Origin of the sequence: Hymenobacter armeniacus, assembly GCF_014699055.1 — a bacterium.
In the GTDB taxonomy this organism is placed as follows: Bacteria; Bacteroidota; Bacteroidia; order Cytophagales; family Hymenobacteraceae; genus Hymenobacter; species Hymenobacter armeniacus.
Genome location: NZ_JACXAC010000002.1, coordinates 646,052 through 664,443, shown reverse-complemented (window position 1 = coordinate 664,443; position 18,392 = coordinate 646,052). Strand labels below are relative to the sequence as shown.

The 18,392-nt window shown below is 63.0% G+C and carries 13 protein-coding genes and 2 tRNA genes; 2 read left to right on the top strand and 13 right to left on the bottom strand.

Translation table 11 applies throughout. From position 1 onward, the window contains the following. Positions 1 to 115 precede the first annotated feature (115 nt). Both IC234_RS07215 and IC234_RS07210 read left to right on the top strand, forming a co-directional pair. The gene (locus IC234_RS07215; protein WP_190923171.1) at positions 116 to 3,220 is read left to right on the top strand and encodes an efflux RND transporter permease subunit; all 3,105 of its coding nucleotides are present in this window, start codon (positions 116 to 118) and stop codon (positions 3,218 to 3,220) included. A gap of 59 nt (positions 3,221 to 3,279) precedes the next feature. Continuing rightward, positions 3,280 to 4,686, top strand: a complete 1,407-nt coding sequence (locus IC234_RS07210) for a TolC family protein (protein ID WP_190923170.1) — start codon at positions 3,280 to 3,282, stop codon at positions 4,684 to 4,686. A gap of 87 nt (positions 4,687 to 4,773) precedes the next feature. Here IC234_RS07210 and IC234_RS07205 read toward each other — a convergent pair whose 3' ends face one another. The 13 genes from IC234_RS07205 to mltG all read right to left on the bottom strand — a co-directional run bounded on the left by IC234_RS07205 (position 4,774) and on the right by mltG (position 18,281). Then, positions 4,774 to 5,652 (bottom strand): T9SS type A sorting domain-containing protein, encoded by an 879-nt coding sequence (locus tag IC234_RS07205; RefSeq protein ID WP_190923169.1) that lies wholly within the window; start codon positions 5,650 to 5,652, stop codon positions 4,774 to 4,776. A gap of 124 nt (positions 5,653 to 5,776) precedes the next feature. Next, entirely contained in the window at positions 5,777 to 6,238 is a 462-nt protein-coding gene (locus IC234_RS07200; RefSeq protein ID WP_190923168.1) for a hypothetical protein, read from the bottom strand. A gap of 89 nt (positions 6,239 to 6,327) precedes the next feature. After that, positions 6,328 to 11,739, bottom strand: a complete 5,412-nt coding sequence (locus IC234_RS07195) for a beta strand repeat-containing protein (protein WP_190923167.1) — start codon at positions 11,737 to 11,739, stop codon at positions 6,328 to 6,330. 147 nt (positions 11,740 to 11,886) lie between these two features. After that, positions 11,887 to 13,149 carry a zinc dependent phospholipase C family protein gene (locus tag IC234_RS07190; protein ID WP_190923166.1) on the bottom strand — a complete coding sequence of 421 codons (1,263 nt, stop codon included), beginning with the start codon at positions 13,147 to 13,149 and terminating at the stop codon, positions 11,887 to 11,889. Positions 13,150 to 13,220: 71 nt separating this feature from the next. After that, complete coding sequence (locus IC234_RS07185; RefSeq protein WP_223827527.1) at positions 13,221 to 13,946, bottom strand: DUF92 domain-containing protein; 726 nt, start codon at positions 13,944 to 13,946, stop codon at positions 13,221 to 13,223. A gap of 17 nt (positions 13,947 to 13,963) precedes the next feature. After that, entirely contained in the window at positions 13,964 to 14,428 is a 465-nt protein-coding gene (locus tag IC234_RS07180; protein ID WP_190923165.1) for a hypothetical protein, read from the bottom strand. 86 nt (positions 14,429 to 14,514) lie between these two features. Further along, positions 14,515 to 14,769, bottom strand: coding sequence for a hypothetical protein (locus IC234_RS07175; RefSeq protein WP_190923164.1), 255 nt, complete (start codon positions 14,767 to 14,769; stop codon positions 14,515 to 14,517). A gap of 155 nt (positions 14,770 to 14,924) precedes the next feature. Then, positions 14,925 to 15,009: transfer RNA gene (locus IC234_RS07170), tRNA-Ser, on the bottom strand. 76 nt (positions 15,010 to 15,085) lie between these two features. Beyond that, positions 15,086 to 15,172, bottom strand: a tRNA-Ser gene (locus IC234_RS07165). Positions 15,173 to 15,285: 113 nt separating this feature from the next. Further along, positions 15,286 to 16,266: a YihY/virulence factor BrkB family protein gene (locus tag IC234_RS07160; RefSeq protein WP_190923163.1), complete on the bottom strand. Its 981-nt coding sequence runs from the start codon at positions 16,264 to 16,266 to the stop codon at positions 15,286 to 15,288. 84 nt (positions 16,267 to 16,350) lie between these two features. Continuing rightward, entirely contained in the window at positions 16,351 to 16,842 is a 492-nt protein-coding gene (locus tag IC234_RS07155) for an acyl-CoA thioesterase (RefSeq protein WP_190923162.1), read from the bottom strand. A gap of 4 nt (positions 16,843 to 16,846) precedes the next feature. Further along, entirely contained in the window at positions 16,847 to 17,179 is a 333-nt protein-coding gene (locus IC234_RS07150; protein WP_190923161.1) for a hypothetical protein, read from the bottom strand. A 13-nt stretch (positions 17,180 to 17,192) separates the two neighbouring features. Further along, the gene (mltG, locus tag IC234_RS07145) at positions 17,193 to 18,281 is read right to left on the bottom strand and encodes an endolytic transglycosylase MltG (protein ID WP_190923160.1); all 1,089 of its coding nucleotides are present in this window, start codon (positions 18,279 to 18,281) and stop codon (positions 17,193 to 17,195) included. Between the last annotated feature and the right edge of the window lie 111 nt (positions 18,282 to 18,392).

The following is an 18,392-nucleotide window of genomic DNA, read 5'->3' as shown; positions in this document are numbered from 1 at the left end:
CCCAAACGATGTGGCCGCGAGTCGTACAATGCCAAAACCACCCCCGTTCGAGCCAAGGGCTCGAACATCCCCTCCTTGGTAAGGAGGGGAGCTTTACGTTCTATCAGCAGCAGCTATGAGTCTTTCCTCCACCAGTATCAACCGGCCGGTGCTCGCCATTGTGATGAGCCTGGTCATCATCATCTTCGGGGTCATTGGCTTTCGCTACCTGAGCGTGCGCGAGTACCCGAGCGTGGACCCGCCCATCATTACGGTGCAGGCCACCTACACCGGGGCCTCGGCCGACGTGATGCAGAGCCAGGTGACCGAGCCGCTCGAAGAAGCGCTGAACGGCATTGCGGGCATCAAAAACCTGACCTCGAACAGCCGCGACGGCCGCACCCAGATTACAGTAGAATTCGACCTCGACGCCGACCTGGAAAGTGCTGCCAACGACGTGCGCGACAAGGTATCGGGTGCCCAGGGCCGCTTGCCGCGCGACATCGACCCGCCGGTGGTGAGCAAAGCCAACGCCGACTCGCAGCCCATTGTGATGACCTATCTGAGCAGCAACCAGCGCACCCTGCTGGAGCTGACGGACTACGCCAACAACACGCTCAAGGAGCGCATCCAGACCATTCCGGGCGTGTCGGAAGTGCGCATCTACGGCGAGCGCAAGTACTCCATGCGCCTGTGGCTCGACCCGGTGAAGCTCTCCGCGCTGCGCGTGAGCCCGGTGGAAGTGCAGTCGGCCCTCACCCGCGAAAACGTGGAGCTGCCCAGCGGCGCCGTGCAGGGCGAAGCCACGCAGCTCACGCTGCGCACCATGGGCCGCCTGAGCACGGTGGAGGACTTCAACAACCTGATTATCCGCAAAGACGAGGTGTCGCTCATTCGCCTGTCCGACATCGGCTACGCCGAACTGTACCCCGAAAACGACCAGACCATCTTCAAGGTAAACGGCGTGCCCATGGTGGGCCTGGCCGTGATTCCGCAGCCGGGCTCGAACCAGATTGACATCGCCGCAGAGTTCAACAAGCGCATCAAGCTCTACGCCAAGGACCTGCCCAAGGACCTGGTGCTGAAGCCGGGCTTCGACAACTCGGTGTTCATCCAGAAATCCATCAGCGAGGTAGAGCACACCATCATCGAAGCCTTTGTGCTGGTGGTGATTATCATCTTCCTGTTTTTGCGCGACTGGCGCTCCACCATCATTCCGGTGGTGGCCATTCCGGTGTCGCTGGTGGGTATTTTCTTCGTGATGTACCTGCTCAACTTCTCCATCAACGTGCTCACGCTGCTGGCCATCGTGCTGGCCATTGGCCTGGTGGTCGACGACGCCATTGTGGTGCTGGAGAACATCTACAGCCGCATTGAGGGCGGCGAAGACCCCAAAACGGCGGCCATCAAGGGCTCGGAGGAGATTCTGATGGCCGTGGTGAGCACCACGGTGGTGCTGGCGGCGGTGTTTCTGCCGGTGGTGTTCCTCACGGGCATCACGGGGCGTTTGTTCCGCGAGTTCGGCATTGTGGTGGCGGGCTCGGTGCTGATTTCGGCCTTCGTGTCGCTCACGCTCACGCCCATGATGTGCTCGAAGCTGCTGAAGCGCCAGGAAACGCACAACTGGTTTTACCGCAAAACCGAGCCCTTCTTCGAGAAGATGATTGGGGCTTACCAAGACAGCCTCAAAACCTTCCTGAACAACCGCTGGCTGGCCTGGGTGATGATAGTGGTGACCGGCGGCGGCATTTATTTCTTCATGAAAAGCCTGCCCTCGGAGCTGGCCCCCATCGAAGACCGCAGCCGCATCAGCATCAGCTCGACGGGGCCGGAAGGCGCCTCGTTTGAGTTCATGGACAAGTACATGAACCAAGTCACGAAGCTGGCCATGGACTCGGTGAGCGGCAAGGAGCTGAGCAGCGTGTTTGCCGTGACGTCGCCGGGCTTCGGCGGCGGCTCCAACTCGGGCATTGCCCGCGTGCTGCTGGTGGAAGCCGACGAGCGCGAAAAATCGCAGGACGACATTGCCAAGAAGCTCACGGCCGGCGTGAAGCGCCTGTCGGCGGCCCGCACCTCGGTGAGCCAGGACCAAAGCATTGGCGGCGGTGGCGGCGGCGGGGGTGGCGGCGGCCTGCCGGTGCAGTTTGTGATGCAAAACCAGAGCTTCGACAAGCTGCGCGAGGCCGTGCCCAAGTTCCTGGACCTGGCCCGGCAAGACCCCACCTTCCAGTTTGTGGACGTGAACCTGAAGTTCAACAAGCCCGAGCTGCGCGTGAACATCGACCGCGAGAAAGCCCAAAGCCTAGGCATTTCGGTGCAAAGCATCTCGCAAACGCTGCAGGCCGGCCTGAGCGGGCAGCGCTACGGTTACTTCATCCGCAACGGCAAGCAGTACCAGATTATCGGCCAGGTGGCGCGCGAAGACCGCAACCAGCCGCTGGACGTACGCCTGCTGTCGGTGAAAAACGACAAGGGCGAGCTGGTGCAGCTCGACAACGTGATTCGGCTGGAGGAAAGCAGCACGCCGCCCCAGCTCTACCGTTTCAACCGCTACAACTCGGCCACGTTCTCGGCCTCGCTGGCGCCGGGCAAAACCCTCGGCGACGGCATCGCGGCCATGCGCGCCATTGCCGAGAAGAACCTCGACGACACCTTCACCACCGAGCTGGCCGGCACTTCGCGCGACTTCGAAGAAAGCTCCTCCTCCCTCCTCTTCGCCTTCGGCCTGGCCCTGGTGCTCATTTACCTGGTGCTGGCGGCGCAGTTTGAGAGCTTCCGCGACCCGGTGGTGATTATGATTACGGTGCCGCTGGCCCTCTCGGGCGCCTTGCTCAGCCTGTGGTATTTCAACCAGACGCTCAACTTGTTCTCGCAAATTGGCATCATCATGCTCATTGGCCTGGTGACGAAAAACGGCATCCTCATTGTGGAATTTGCCAACCAGCGCGTGGAGAAGGAAAACGTGGACTACATGACTGGGCTAATTGAAGGCGCCACGGCCCGCTTCCGCCCCATTCTGATGACGTCGCTGTGCGCCATTCTGGGCATTTTGCCCATCGCCATTGCCACCGGGGCGGGCGCGCTCAGCCGCCGGGCCATGGGCATTGGCGTGGTGGGGGGCCTGTTCTTCGCCACGGCGCTCACGCTCTACGTGGTGCCGGTGATGTATTCCTATTTCGCCACGGCCAAGAACCACAAGCCGAAAGTGGCCGAAACCGCCTCCGAGCCGGTAACGGCGTAGGCCAATGCGCGATTCTTCTTCCTGCTAAGGAGGAGAATCAGCTGTTCTGAAATTTCTCCATGAAACGATTACCTCTTTTCTTTCTAGTAGTTGCCCCGCTGCTCGGCCACGCGCAGGTGCCTAAAAACAGCGTGCCGAAAGGCGGCGTGCCCACGTCGCGGCCGCGGCAGCTCACCAAGCCCGCCAGCGTGGCCGAGGCCCCGCCGCTGTCGCTGCAACAGGCCGTGGCCGAGGCGCTGCAGCACAACTTCGGCATCTTGCTGGCGCGGCAGGACGAGGCCATTGCCGAGAACAACGTGACGCGCGGCAACGCCGGGCAGCTGCCCAGCCTGACCGGCAACCTGACCCGCACGTTCAACAACAACAACATCAACCAGAAATTCGGCGAAAACGACCCGCGCATCGTGAACGGGGCCACGTCCAACGCCTTCAACACCAACGTGACGCTGGGCTGGACGGTGTTCGACGGCTTTGGCATGTTCATCGCCTACGACCGGCTGAAAACCCTACGCCAGCAGCAGCAGCAAATCACGCGCGCCACGGTGGAGGAAACCGTGGAAACCGTGACCAACGCCTACTATGACGTGGTGCGCCAGGCCGGCAAAATCACCTCCCTGGAAGCCGCCCTCCGAATTGGTCAGGCGCGCATCGACCTCACCCAGGCGCAGGTAGACGTGGGCGTGGCCGCCAAAGTGGAAGTGCTGACCGCCCGCGTGGACTACAACGCCGACCGCAGCTTGTTTCTGCAGCAGCAGCAGGCCCTTTCGGCCGCCAAAATCCGGCTCAACAACCTGCTGGGCCGCAACACCCGCACCGATTTCGCCCCCAGCGACAGCCTGACCGTGACGCGCGACCTCAACGAAGCCGCCATCACCGAAGGCATCAAAACGCGCAACCCGCGGCTGGCGCAGGCCCGCCTCGGCACCGAGGTGGCCACCTACGACCGCCGGCTGGCCCGCTCGGCCCGCTTTCCGCGCATCGGGCTGGTGTCGGGCTACGGCCTCACGCGCAACATCAACAACGCCGCCTTTGCGGGCACGGTGCTCACGTCCAGCGTGAACCAGGTGCAAGGTCTGAACTACGGCATCACGGCCTCGGTGCCCATTTTCGACGGCTTCAACCTGCGTCGCCAGGAGCAGAACGCCCGCGTGGTGGAAGAGCAAAGCAAAATCAGCCTCGACCAAGTGAGCCTGCAGCTCGACGCCGACGCGGCCACGGCGTTTGCCCAATACCAGAACTTCCTGCAGCTGCTCGACCTCGAAGAAGCCAACATCCAGCTGGCCCGCCAGAACGTGGACATTGCGCTGGAGCGCTACCGCCTGGGCCTGCTCACGCCCCTGGCCCTGCGCGAAGCCCAGCGCACCCAGCTCGACGCCGAAACCCGCCTGCTCGACATTCGCTATTCGGCCAAACAGGCCGAAATTCAGTTGCGCCGCCTCAGCGGCGACTTGGTGCAGGCGCAGTAATAATGTCTGATGCAATGCACCAAAAAAGCCCCGCTTACACAGGCGGGGCTTTTTTGGTGCGTGAGGGGGCAGCTCTGGTTTAGAGTGTTACTCTTTCACAAACCGCTTGGTTTCGCTGCCCGATTTGGTGGTGATTTTGTAGAAGTAGGTGCCGGCGGGCAGGTCGTGCAAATCCAGCTGCTGGGCATGGGCGCCTTTCTCTGCCTGGCTTTCGGTGAAGAGCGGGCGCAGCTTGGTGCCGGTGGCATCGAGCAAATCGACCGAAACGGGGCCAGTTTTCTTCATCTCGTACTCCATTTGGGTGGTGGCCGCGGCCGGATTGGGGTAGAAGCTGGTGGCTCCCAGCGTGGGCTCGGCGGCGGCGGCCGGGGCGTTGGCATCCATCAGCAGGAATTTGGCGGCCCGGAAAAACCGCGGCTGACCGCCATGCCCGCGCCACTCGAAGCGGGCCATGTGCGCTTGCTGCTCGGGCGTGGCGTTTTTGAGGACGATGGCGTGAATATCGGTGTTCCACTTTTCGCGCTGCGGCTGCATTTCTGCGGCCAGCTTCGTCAGGGCGGCGTCATACTTCTGCGCCATTTCGGACACTTTTAGCATGATGTCGCGCATGTCGCGGTGCAGCTGGTGCAGCTGCTGGCGCTGGGCATCGGTTGGCTCGGGGCGCTGGCCGGGAGCAGTGCCAGCGGGGTGCAAGCTCTGGCGCAGGGCCTGGCCTTGGGCCTGCAGCGCCCGGAGCTGGGTGCGATACGTAGCCAGCTGGGCCCGGTCTTCGGCGGCAAGCTGGGATTCCAGCTGCTGGCGCTGCTGGCGTAGCACGGGCTGCACGTTGGCCGCCATATAGGCCTGTACTTCGGCGCGGCCGGGGCCTCCGCCGGGCCGATGCTGGGGCTGAGCAAGGGCCGTCAGGCCAGTAGCCAGCGTGACAAACAACGACAGCCCCAATACTGCGAGTGAGTTTCTTTTCATAGGATTTCGGCTTAAGTGCTGGAATTTCAACGAATACTCCATAGACGCAGGGCGCGCCGCCGGGTTTAAGTTCGGTCCTGTTTTTTTGCCGACCCGAACTCCGCAATATCCGCCAATCCAAGGTTTACAGGCACTCCCGAAACACAATGGGCGGCGTTTGGGCGATGACCGTGCTGCGGCCCGGCGCCGTGTTGCGGTGCAGGTAGAAGTAGCAGGTGAGCGGCCGCTTCAGGCGCGGGTTGGCCCAGATGCGGGCCAGCGGGTATTCCACCGTTAGCGTATCGTGGCGGCTCGATACCGGAATAACGCCCTGCTGGCCGCTGGAAAACGTCATGCCCGGGTCGGTGCTCTGAAACTTGATGGACACCGCAAAGCCGTGCTCCGACTGCTCCTGCCTGGCAATGGTATACACCACTTTGGCTTTAAACACCGATTGCGAGGTGGGCACCGTGCACGGCGGTTGGTTGAGAACCAGCAGCGCGATGCTGCTCGGCGCCGGCCCCTGGCGCGCAGCACCGACGGGCGTTGAGGCCATCAACGCCGCTCCCATCAACGAGCACAGCCAGGCAGTAAGTTGTTTTTTCATAGCCAGCGAGTAGTTCATTACCTAAATAAACAGAAAAAGGCCGGCCCCGCGGCGGGGCCGGCCTTTTTGCCGGGTTGTTAATGAGCGGATTACTCCACCACCACCTTACGCACCACGGGCGTGCCGTCGATGCTCAGGCGCAGCGTGTAGACGCCCGCGGCCAGGCCGCGCACGTCAAACTCCTCGCTGATGCCCTGGCCGGCCGGGGCGCTCAGTTGCTTGCTCAGCACGGTCTGGCCCAGCGCATTCACCAGCGTGGCCGAAACGGCGGCCTTGCTGCTCAGCACTGGCAGCTGCAGACGGAACGACGTCGAGGCCGGGTTCGGGAACAGCTGCGTTTGGGCGGCCAGGGCCTGCGCAGGCGTGGTGGCCAGCACCCCGGCGGCCCGGAACTCCAGCGAGAAGCGGCCCGGAGCCGTGGTAGCGGCCAGCGTGAAGGCGTAGCTGCTGCCCGTGTTCAGAGCCGTGCGCGTGCCGGTGAGGGCGTCAACCAGCGTCACGGTACCGGTGAAGTTGGCCACGTTGGCGGCCTCGAAGCGGTAGCTGCCGGCCTGGGGCACCTGCACCGTGAGCGGCACCAGCACGGCGGCCGTGCCCAATAGCGGCAAACCGTTGATGGCCATTTCCTGGCCATTGGCTACCGAAGCCAGATTGAAACCGCTGGGGTTGGCCAGCTTGGTGGCATCGAAATCCGCGTCGCGCCCGGCGGTGGCGCCGGCTTCAAAGTACACAAAGGCTTCGTCGAGGCCAGTGCTGGCACCGCTCAGCTGCAGGTGTACCTGCGGGCGCACGTCCACGGTGCCGCGGCCAAACGCCGGCTGGGCGGCAAACGTGGTGACGCGGTTGGCGTTGGTCAGGTTCACGGCGCCAGCACTGCCCTGGGCCGCCACCCGCACGAAATAGCCCGACGCCGTGGGAATGAGCGGGGAGCCGCCCAGGCCATTGGCGTAGCTCCGGTAGCTGCCGCCGTACTGGCCGCTGCTCTGGAATACGTACACGGCGGCGTCCATGCCGGGGCGTTGGGCGGGCGTCACGGTGCTCCAATCCAGCGGCGCCGGGTAGGGGTTGCCGAGGAACTGCCAGCCGCCGTCGGTGCTGGTGTAGGCCAGGCCGCCCACGTTCTGCGCACCGTTGTTGAGGGTGCCCACGAAGTCGACCAAAGCCGTGTTGGGCGCGTTCACGGTGTAGCCGCGGTTGGGCGTCATGGGCACGCCGGATGCGGGCACAAACCACCCCTTATCAAACCCGACGTAGTTGGACGTGACGGTGCCCACGCGGCCCTCATCGTAACCAAACACGTTGGGGAAAGGCGTCACAGTACCCGGCGTAGACGAGGTGTTGTAAGCGGTGGTGAAAATGGGCGAGAAGCCGGTCGTGGCCAGGTCGTTCACGGTGGTGTTGCTCACCGGCGCCGAATAGTGGCGGTAGCCAATGGCGTTGGTGCTGTTGATGTAGCGCTGCACCGTGGCCGGGCCGTTCACCACGCTGCCCTGACTGCCGTTGTCGAGCACGGCCGTGCCGGCCGCCGAGGAGAGCAGCGTAAACGCTTGGCCGCTGGTGTTCAGATTGCCCACTTGCAGCGTCACTTGCTGGGCCACGGCCACGGCTTGGCTCAGGCTCAGGCCAGCGGCATTGGTCACGCCGAGGGCCGACACCTGCGCCGGCAACCCGGGGCCCGTCACCTGGGCCACCGTGCCGTTATAGATGTAGGCCGCTGCCGGGCTATAGGTGCGGGTGCCCGACACGCGAATAGCGCCCAAGGCCCCCGTGGTGTAAATGCCGGCCGCGTCGCAAATGGCCAGCCCGCCACCGGCTTGCAGCACGAAGCTGCCTGTGCCGGTGATGAGCTGGCAGTTCTGAATGAGCAAGCCGTTGAGCTGTACCGTGAGGGTGCCAGCCACGGAGAGCGGGCCGCTCACAATGGCGTTGCCACCAGTCGCAATAGTGACGTTGTTATAATTGCCCGCAATAGGCGTGGGCGAAGTAGGCGTGCCGGTGGTCACCGTCAGGTCGGGCAGCGGGGCGGCCGTGGCGTTGCCGCTCAGGTTGATGACGTAGGTGGCTTCGTCGGCGTCGTCGTTGGTCAGCGTCACCGAGCCGGTGCGCGTGCCGGGCGCGGTGGGCCCGAAGACGAAACTGAGCGCCAGCGAGCCGCCCGCCGGGATAACATAGGGCGCCGGGCCACTCGCCGCAACGGAAAAGTCGCCCGACGGCACCACGCTGCTAATGGCCAGCGGCGCCGAACCGGTGTTCAGGACCGTGAAGGCCACGGGGCTGAAGCTGCCCACCGTGGTGCTGGGGAAGCCGCTGAAGGTGCTGCCGCTGGCGTAGCTGGTGCTGGCCTGCTGCACGTCGATTTCCGGCGTCGGCACCGCCGTGCCGTTGCCCGTCAGGTTTACGGTGTAGGCAGCGCCGGTGCTGGCATCCGAAGTGATAACCAAGGTGCCCGTGCGCGTGCCCAGCGCCGTGGGCGTGAAGGTCACGCTCACGGTAGCCGTGCCGCCGGCCGCTACGGTAGTGGGCGTCACGCCGCTCACCGCAAAATTGCCGGTGGTGGCAATGCTGCTGATGGTGAGGGCTCCGGTGCCGCCGTTGGTCAGCGTGAACACCACCGGTGCGCTGGTGGTGGTCAGTGTCTGGTTGCCGAAGGCATACGCCGCGCCATTGCTGGGGTAGGCCGTGCCATTTTGCGTCACGGCCAAGGTGGCCGTGGGCGCGGCCGCGGTGCTGAGCGTGGCCGCCGCCGACGTGGCGCTGGGGCTGCTGAAGCCCGCGTTGCAGGTCGAGGTAGCCGTCACGGAGTAGCTGCTGCCGGCCGTGAGGCCCGTGAGGGTCACGGGTGAGGCGCCCGACGCGGAGATGGAGGCCCCGCCCGCCGTGGGCGTGGCCGTCACGGTGTAGGGCCCCGAGCCGTTCGGGCCGGGGGTCACCGTCACGTCGGCCGTGGTTTGGGTGATATTGGTAAAGGTGGGCGTGCCGGGGGCGCTGCAGGCCACCAGCACGGGGTTGGCCGTCACCGAGAGGTCGTCCACGGCCAGGCCGTCATCGGCGCCGGAGGCATCAGCGTCCAGCCACCGAATAAAGAAGGTAGCGCCGGGGGCAATGGAGAGGCCCGTGATAACACCCGAAACGGCCGTGCGGTTGGCGGCTGCATTACCGTCTTTGGCGCCGGTGGTAGCCGTGTTCGGCGTCACAAAATCAAGGGCATTGAAATCGGTGTACGTGCCGGCGTTGACGCCCGTGGCCGTGGTGCTGTACTGGAAATCGAGCACGTCGTCCCGACCAGCCGCGCCCAGGCGCCACTCCTCGCCGGTGTAGCTGATGCCCAGGCTGGTAATGGTTTGGCCGGTGTTGTTGACGTATTGAGCGCCGAAGCGCGAAGTCACCGAACCGCTAAGCACGGTGCCCAGCGCCCGGTCGGTAGGCACGGCCGTGCTGCCGAAGCTGTAGGTATCTCCGACGTTGGACGAGCCCGTGCCGGCCGAGTAGTTGGTATCGCCGCCGGCTTCAAAGAAGTCGAAGCCCGTGGGCAGGGTGGTTTTGGATGCGGTGCCGGTGGCGGCCAGGGTGTTAAAATCCTCCGTCACGGGCGTGTTCACCGCCGCCAGGCTGATGGGTACCAGCGTGAAGACGCCGGTGGCGGTGAGCGTGCGGGTGCCGCTGGTGCCGCTGGGTGTGGTGACGGCTACCGGATAAGTGGCCGTGGCCGACTGCGCCGGCGGCGTAATGCTGGCCGTGAGCGTGGTTCTGCTCACAAACGTGGTGGCCAGCGTGGCGCCGTTGAAGCTCACCGTGGCGCCGCTCACGAAATTGGTACCCGTGAAGGTGACCGTGGTGGCTTGTCCGGCCACAATGGAAGTAGGATTGATGCCCGTGAGCGTGGGCGCCGGCAGCGGGTTCACCGTGAAGGTGGCCGCGGCCGAGGCCCCGCCGCCCGGCGTGGGGTTGGTCACCACCACGTTATACGTGCCGTCGGTGGCCACGTCGCTGGCCAGGATGGCGGCCGTGAGCTGCGTGCCCGATACAAACGTGGTGGCCCGGTCAACGCCGTTGAAGCTCACCACCGCGCCGCTCACAAAGCCGCTGCCGTTCACCGTGAGCGTAAAGGCGCCATCGCCGGCCGTGGCCGTGGCCGGCGCCAGGCTGCTGATGGCCGGCGTGGGGTTCAGCCCCTCCCCTTGCAGGGCAATGGTGTAAGTGCTTTCGTCCTGGTCGTTGCTCGTCACCACGAGCGAGCCCGTGCGGGTGCCCGCCGCCGTGGGCGCAAACACCACGTTCACCGTCACGGAGCCATTGGCGGGCACGGTTGCCGGCGTAGTCACGCCCGAAACCGAAAAGTCGCCTGTGGCAGTGATGCTGCTGATGCTCAAAGCATCGGTGGTGCTGAGGTTTTGGATGGTGAAGGCCACCGCGGCGCTGGATGCCCCCGTGGCCGTATTGGCAAAGCCGCTGTAGGTGCTGCCCGTGAGGAAGGTAACGCCCGCTTGTTGCAGGTTGATTTCGGGGTTGGCCGTGGAGGCCTGCCCCTGCCCGCTCAGGTTGATGATGTAGGTCCCCTCGTCGGCGTCGCTGTTGGTGATGGTGAGCGTGCCGGTGCGCGTGCCGGCAGCCGTGGGCGCAAAGCTGACGCTGAACGTGGCCGAGCCGCCCGCCGCTACGATAGTGGGGGCACCACTCACCGAAAAATCGCCGGTGGCCGCAATGCTGCTCACGGTCAAGGCCGTGCCGCCGCTATTTTCAATGGTGAACGTTTTGGTATCGGCGCTGCCCACGGTGGTGCTGGCAAAACCGCTGTAGGTGCTGCCCGTGAGGTAGGTCACGGCGCCATCGGTCACGTTGATTTCGGCCGGAGTAGCGCACGGGCTGGCTGTGGTGACCGAGTTGCGCGGCGCGGCGGCGGCCAGCGCAAAGTCCGCGCTGTTGTTGTTGGTATCGGTGCAGCCGCCGGCCGCCCGGAAAATGGCTTGCTGGTTGGTGATGCTGGTGGCGGGAAACGGGCTGGTTTCCGAGGCATTGGCCGCCGTGCCATAGCCCAAAAAGTCTACCACGTTGGTGCCGGTGGGGGCTCCGGCAGCGTAGGTTACGGTGGTGGCGTTGTTGGCCAGCGCAATTTTGCCCGCCGTTGCGCTCAGGTTCAGGCCGCCGGCGCCCGTCACGTCCGACGTGATAGCCGCGCCCACCGTGGTACTGGCGGCGCCCACGCGCACCAACAGGTACTTGCCCGAAGCAATGCTCACAGTTGCCCCAAAGGTTACAATCGAGTTGAAAGTACCTGTACTCGAAGCATATTGCAACGACCAACCACTCAGCGACTGCGGGCTCGCGCCGCGGTTGAACAGTTCGACGTAGTCGGAATTATACGTGGCGCTCGCATTACCGCCCGCCCCGTACACTTGGCTGATGACGACCTGGGCCCGCCCCGTCAGGGGCAGCAGCAAGGCCAACGCATACAACAGTTTCAGCCAGCGAGCCGGCCGATGATACGTAAGGAGTTTGCTCATATGAAGAAAAGAAAAGTGAGAAATAGAGTACGCACCAAAACCATGAAGCCTGTTTCCGACGTCTGACCACGCCCCGCCCGACGCACGCCAAACTTGCATCTAAAGTAGGATATGTTAGACATATCGCCCAGGTCCGTAACGATTCCTTTACTTCAGGGCCCGTAGCTGCTCCAACGCTTCCTGGGTTTGCTTCTGCTTGCTGGCCTCTTTCTCTTCTTCCGATAGCGGCTTTTTGGGCGCAGTGCCGTAGAACGCCAAGATGTTTTGACGGGCCACCGGGTTCAGGTTCTCAAACTTCTTGTTGGCCAGCTTGCGCACCCATTCGCCGTAGGTCTCATCGGCCAAGCCGTATTCGCCGGCGTGGGTGGGGTGGCCGGTGTCGAAATCGATGTTGGCCAGCGTGAGGGGGGCGGCGGCCGTATCGGCGGGCTGGCGGGCAATGTCGGAGCAATACTTCGCCATCACCGAGCGGAAGCTGCCGCGAAATATCTTCTCGGCCTCCGGCGTGGGCAGCTTGAAAGCAAACGGCTTGAGCGGCCCGATTTTGGGCAGCACGCGAATGAAGTAAGAAATGATGCGCGCCCCGAAACCCGGCCGCTGGTAGTCGTTGCCGTACTCTTTGCGGAAGGCCTTGGGGTGGTTGCGCTGCATGTAGTCGCGCCGCCGGGCGCCGGGGCTCAGCTTCAGAATGTCTTTGCGCTTGTAGTGCCACGCGGCCCGCGCCGCCTGCGGAATGAGCTGGCTCACGGCAAAGCGGAAGCTGGCAATGCTCAGGTCCACGTTCACGATGACCTGGCCCAGCTCCAGGCCATACGTTTTCAAAAAGGCCCGCTCCAAGGCCGATTTGCTCACCTGAAAACCAATTTTTTGGTGGTAATCCTGGCTGTGGTACTTGCCGCTGGCCAGCTGCACCACGTCAAAGGAAAACTCCAGCTGCCCGTGCTGCACCTTGCCTTGCTCGTAGGTCACCACGTCGCCGTATTTAGCCTTCAGGTCGGGGTACACCATGGGCACGGCGCGGTTGGTGCCTTCGGAGTGGCCGTTGCGGTCGGCCGCGTAGTGGGCCAGGGCCCCCAGGGCAAAGGCGTAATCGTTGCGGTCCTCGGCTTCCAGCAGCAGGTTGCGCACGAAGTCGCCCGAGCGCACGTAGTGCGTCAGGTTGGTGAACAGCGCCGAGCCAAACGGGTAGTAGCCCATGTCCTGAATGATGGCCCCGCCATAGGCATAGGCCTTTGCATCAATCAATTGCTCCGGGGTGGAAGTCGGGTAACGCTTCAGAATGGCCGGCACCAGGCATCGTTCCCAGGTCGAATCAATGTTGGCCTCGTGGGTGAGCACGGCGTAGGCGGCCGCGGGACGCGCAGAAAAAGCCAGCCCCAGGACTAGCAGCAAAAGAATAAAGCGAGGCATGGACAAAGGCTAAGCACAACGTTAGGTGCCTGCAACGACAAACGGGCCCGCGCCGTTGTCAGCAGCCCTGCTCAGGCGCTTGCCAGCCACCACAGCCCGGCCGCCACCAGCGCCCCCACCAGCGTGTTGAGCAAGTTCACCGCGTTGTTGGTCAGCAGCCCCCGGCGCTCCAGCGTGGCCCCCAGCACCGAGTCGGCCAGGTTGCCAGCCGTGCCGGCCACCAGCAGCCAGCCAAACCACGGCCCCCAGCCGCGGACTAGGCAATACGCTCCGGCAATCACCGCGCTGCCCGCCAAGCCCAGCAGCGTGCCTTCCAGGCTCACCACCCCGTTTTCGCCCCTCATATCGGGCCGAAACGTGAGGATGTTGTAATACCGCCGCCCATACACATTGCCCAGCTCCGACGACAGCGTATCGGCGGTGGCGGCCGCGAAGCTGCCGGCTAGCATCAGCTGGCCCAGCGGCGCGAAGGCCGGAAACGCGCCGCTCAGCAGGCCCAGCCCGCCCGCCACCCCGGCGTTGGCCAGCACCTGCCCGGCCGTGCGGCGGCCTTTGTTGTCCTCGGCCAGGCCTAGGCGGCGCTTATCGGCCACGCGCCAGCTCGAAGCCGCCGTGCCCAGCCCGAAAAAGAGCCCCAGCAGCCCCAGCCCCACAAAGCCCGCGCCCCAGTAGATGGCTAGGCCCACGGCCCCGCCCAGCCACACGCCCGCGGCCGTCAGCTTGCCGGCCCGGGCCGCGTAGCCCATGCCCAACGCCAGAAAAAGTGCCACCAGGGCCAGTTGCCACGCCTGCGTCATGTATACAGCGTAGCCGCTTACAGCAGGCCCGGCAGCCCTTTCACGTTTAGCCGCGCAAATTTTTGCACCCGCGCAAACCGCGCCGTGGTTTCGGCCAACTCCTCGTCGCTGGGCAAAGAAGTGGGCACTTCGGTGTGCAGGCGCGCAAACACGGTGGCGGCAATGTCCATGTAGCCGAGCAGCAGCAGGTACAGCTGCTTTTTCTCGTCTTCGGCGTAGCCCTTCTGCCGTATGGCCTTCGTCAGGGTATCGAGTTGGGTGGTTTCGTCGGTGAACAGGTCGCGCAGGGCCCGCCGATGCTGCCCGTACAGGTCCAGTTCTTCGGCCGTGGCCGCCGAGGCAGCAAACGGAAACGTCCCGGCGGTAAAGGCCACGGCCCCGGCAAAAGCGGCTTCGGCCTCGTACACGGTGGCCAGGTGCTTTTGCAGGCTGGTCCACAGCCCCGTCCGGGCTTTGTCGAAGGCAGAAAGGTCGTTACTCATGTGGGGAAAGCAATTAAAACAGTGAATCAACAAAAAGAGGCGCTTCTTCTGCAAGAAGCGCCTCTTTTCAACGAAGTAGCCGGTGCTTAGGCGTTTTTCTTCGGCCGGCCGGGCTTTTTGGCGCCGCCTTCGCCGGGGGCTTTGGGCGTGCGGGGCTTGCGGGTGCGCGGCGTCGACACGTAGCCGTCGGCCAGTACGGCTTCCATCTCGCCCAGCGACGCCTGCAGGGCGCCCAGGGCGGCGGTCACCTTGCGCAGGGCGCGCTTCAGGTCGGCTTTTACCGCGTCGGCTTGTTGCGCCGATTCTACGACTTTCTGGAATTCATCAAAGTTTAAGGCCATATGCAGCAAATAATGAAGTGTGGCCAAAGATAGAATGTCATCGATATACTTGCACCGCCCGGCAGGTGGGCCACCGCCCACGCCGCCGGCGCCAGCCCGGTTGAATGAAAAAGCAAAAACCCCGTTTCCGGCCTGGAAACGGGGTTTTTGTTGCGTAGAGAGCGAGGGATTCGAACCCCCGGAGGTTTAACCCTCAACGGTTTTCAAGACCGCCGCAATCGACCACTCTGCCAGCTCTCTGGGTCAATTGTGTAGCGCGCAGTGGTATGCGTGAGCAACAAAAAAGGCTTTTTCCAGCGCAGAAAAAGCCTTTTCGTAGAGAAGGGGGGATTCGAACCCCCGATACCGTTGCCGGTATAACGGTTTTCGAAACCGTCGCATTCGACCACTCTGCCACCTCTCTATACAGGCCCCCGAGTGATTGGGGAGTGCAAAAGTAGAAAGGAATGCGGAATGAAAAACGAGGAGGGAAGAAAAATTTTCACACTTTTTTCTATTCCGTTCAGAATCAATTCCTCATTCTGCGTTCCGCATTCTCATCTGCTCGCGCATCATCTGCCGGCGCCGGCCGGTGATGGCGTCCATGCTCACGTTCACCTCAAAGCCGATGATGAGCGTCATGCACACAAACTCGAGCCACACCATAAAGCCCACCAGCGCCCCGATGGAGCCGTAAAAGGTGTTGTAGGAATTGAAGATGCGCACGTAGAGCGTGAACAGAAACGACACCAGAAAGATGAGCAGCGTGGCCACCACGGCCCCGGCCGAGAGCAGCGGCCACTTGTCGTGCACGGGCGGCACGAAGTAGTAAATCACGCAGGTGGTGCTCAAAAACAGGCCCACCAGCGAGCCGTAGCGAATGAGCGTGAGCACCAAATCGGTGAACCGCTCGGGCACGATTTCATAGAATACCAGCCCGTCAATCAGGTAGGTGCCGAAGAAAATGCCGGTGATGGCCAACACCAATATCAGCGACAGCACAAAGGTGAGCGCCGTGGCAATCATGCGCTTGCGTAAGTAGCTGCGGTGCTTAAACCACGGGTACTTCTTCTCGAAGGCGTCGAGCAGCGCCATGATGCCGTTGGAGCTGAGCACCAGCGCCGTGCCGAAACCGAAGGACAGCAAACCGCCGTGCGGAATGTTTACGATGTCCTCGATGGTGGAGGCGGTAGCCGCATACAGCTCGCGCGGCATGAAGTCGGCCAGGAACTGGAGGATGTCCACGTTCAGATTCGGCACGGGGATGTACGGAATGAGCGTGAACAGGAAGATGATGGTCGGAAACAGGGCCACCGTGAGGTTGAAGGCCATGTAGGCAGCGCGCTTTTCCAACGAGTCGAGCCGCAACTCGTGCAGGATGCGGTCGAGAATGTCGTAGACCGAGGCCTGGCCGCCGGGCAGCCGCAGCCGCTTCAGGCCCACAATGACCCGCCGGTAGGTGCGCTGGCGGCGCACATCGGGGAAGCGGGCACGGCGGATAGCGGCGGGGGCTTTCAAGGGGCAGTTAACAGTTATCAGTGAACAATTAACAATATCAGCTGCAAAAAGCGCTTTGCTAACGGTTAACGGTTCGCAGCTTTTCTACTTCCGGAACGCGGCCGGCGCCGGCGCATCGGGCAAAATGGCGCTGGGCTTGGGCAGCACCGGGCTGTCCAGGTCGTCTTCGCTAAAATACGGCGCTAGCTGCTGCTGGATGCCCTCGGGAATGGGCACGGGCCGGCCGGTGGTGGTTTTCACAAACACCATGAGTGTGTGGCCTTCGGTGAGCAGCTCCTGGGCTTCGTTATAAATCTCATACTCAAACAATACCCGCGTGCCCTCCGGCGGCTGGCGCAGCAGCAGGCGCACCGTGAGCAGGTCGTCGTAGCGCGCGGGGCGGCGGAAGCGGGTGCGCAACTCCCCTACCGGCATGCCCACGCCATCAGCCTCCAGTTCCTTGTAGCTGATGCCGAGCTTGCGAAACGCCTCGGTGCGGGCCACTTCAAAATAGGCCGCGTAGTTGCCGTGGTAGACGTAGCCCATCTGGTCGGTTTCGGCGTAGCGCACGCGGATTTGAATGTCGGAAATGTACATGGGTTTATATTTCTTCGGTGGAATTCAGGTCGTAGAGCGTAACCAAATCCAACAGGTAATGGCCAATTATCTTCACCAAATACAAATCGATGACTACCACCAAAAAAGCATTTTCATCATCGGCAGAAACCGATACATGTATGTACTGACCTGATGGGCTCTGATAGACATAGCGGACTATCCCGTCCAATAACCTGAAGCCTTCTAAATCCGATTCTGGTACTGCTTCAACGTACAGCCAAATATCCAGAACAGGCTCCGCGGTTTGCGACACATCCAGCATAGGTGCTGCGAATGTTTCTTGATATTCTTCGTAGCTCAGCTTGTGTGTTTGCATAAAACCATGCCGGTTATTTAATCCCCGCCCGGTTCAGCGCGGCCTGGTAGCGGCGGGCATTGGCAATGTGCTCGGTCTCGTTGGTAGCGAAGGCGTGGTAGCCGCTGAAATCTTCTTTGGCGCAGAAATACAGGTAGTTGTTGCTTTCCGGCTTCAGCACCGCGTCGATGCTGGCGATGCTGGGCAGGTTGATGGGGCCGGGCGGCAGGCCGGCGTACTTATAGGTATTGTAGGGCGAGTCTTTTTGCAGGTGTACGTTGAGCACGCGCTTGATGGTGAAGTCGCGGTTGGCATACACCACGGTGGGGTCGGCCTGCAGCTTCATGCCGCGTTTGAGGCGGTTGAGGTATACGCCGGCAATGCGAGGCCGCTCGTCGGCGTGCTGCTGCTGCTCGGCTTCCACAATGCTGGCCAGGGTGCTCACCTGGGCGCGGGTCAGCTTGAGCTTTTCGCGCTGGGCGTCGCGCTCGGGCGTCCAGAACTGCTCGTAGGCGGTTTTCAGGCGCTGCATCAGGCGCTTGGCCGAGGTGTTCCAGTACGTGTCGTAGGTGTTGGGGATGAACATGGTGAGCACCGTGGTGGTGTCAAAACCCAGGCTTTTGGTGTAGGCGGGGTCGCGCAGCAGCGAGTCGAGGCGCGCGGCGGGCACGTCGACCTGGCTGGCCAGCTTGGCCACCAGCTCGTTGCGCAGGCGCACCGTGTTGAAGGTGAGCTTCACCGGCGACTGCGAGCCGCTTTTGAGCACGTTAATGAGCTGGCGGTTGGTGAAGCCGTCTTTCAGCTCGTAGTTGCCGGGCTTCACGGCGCCGGGCTTGTCGTATTTCATGAGCCGGGCCACGAAGTGCAGCGAGAGCTTGTCGACCACGGCTCCGGTCTTATCAACGGCATTCAGGGCCGTCTTCCAGTCGGCGCCGCGCGGTATCACCACGTAGGTGGGCTTGCCCTTGGTTTCGATGTTGGCGGTGAAAAACACCTGGTAGAAATAGTAGGAAAAGCACACCAGCGCCAGCGTGAACACGATGCTGACGACGCCCCAGCGCCGGCGGCGCTTCAGGGCTTGGTTGCGGTAGTCGAGGGCCGTCTTTTTGGCAGGCTGGGACATGGGAATGGCGAAGAAAAGCGAGGGAGCGGCGCCAAAAGTACGAAGCCCGGCAACCCGGACGCGCGGGCCGTGCGTAGTTGGTTCGTTCCGGCCGGGCGTAGTACCTTGCCC

Excerpts from the sequence above, each read along its gene's own strand:
- IC234_RS07180 (WP_190923165.1), bottom strand. The coding sequence starts at position 14,428 with ATGAGTAACGACCTTTCTGCCTTCGACAAAGCCCGGACGGGGCTGTGG.
- IC234_RS07195 (WP_190923167.1), bottom strand. The coding sequence starts at position 11,739 with ATGAGCAAACTCCTTACGTATCATCGGCCGGCTCGCTGGCTGAAACTG.
- IC234_RS07155 (WP_190923162.1), bottom strand. The coding sequence starts at position 16,842 with ATGTACATTTCCGACATTCAAATCCGCGTGCGCTACGCCGAAACCGAC.
- IC234_RS07175 (WP_190923164.1), bottom strand. The coding sequence starts at position 14,769 with ATGGCCTTAAACTTTGATGAATTCCAGAAAGTCGTAGAATCGGCGCAA.
- IC234_RS07215 (WP_190923171.1), top strand. The coding sequence starts at position 116 with ATGAGTCTTTCCTCCACCAGTATCAACCGGCCGGTGCTCGCCATTGTG.
- IC234_RS07200 (WP_190923168.1), bottom strand. The coding sequence starts at position 6,238 with ATGAAAAAACAACTTACTGCCTGGCTGTGCTCGTTGATGGGAGCGGCG.
- mltG (WP_190923160.1), bottom strand. The coding sequence starts at position 18,281 with ATGTCCCAGCCTGCCAAAAAGACGGCCCTCGACTACCGCAACCAAGCC.
- IC234_RS07205 (WP_190923169.1), bottom strand. The coding sequence starts at position 5,652 with ATGAAAAGAAACTCACTCGCAGTATTGGGGCTGTCGTTGTTTGTCACG.
- IC234_RS07185 (WP_223827527.1), bottom strand. The coding sequence starts at position 13,946 with ATGACGCAGGCGTGGCAACTGGCCCTGGTGGCACTTTTTCTGGCGTTG.
- IC234_RS07150 (WP_190923161.1), bottom strand. The coding sequence starts at position 17,179 with ATGCAAACACACAAGCTGAGCTACGAAGAATATCAAGAAACATTCGCA.
- IC234_RS07190 (WP_190923166.1), bottom strand. The coding sequence starts at position 13,149 with ATGCCTCGCTTTATTCTTTTGCTGCTAGTCCTGGGGCTGGCTTTTTCT.
- IC234_RS07210 (WP_190923170.1), top strand. The coding sequence starts at position 3,280 with ATGAAACGATTACCTCTTTTCTTTCTAGTAGTTGCCCCGCTGCTCGGC.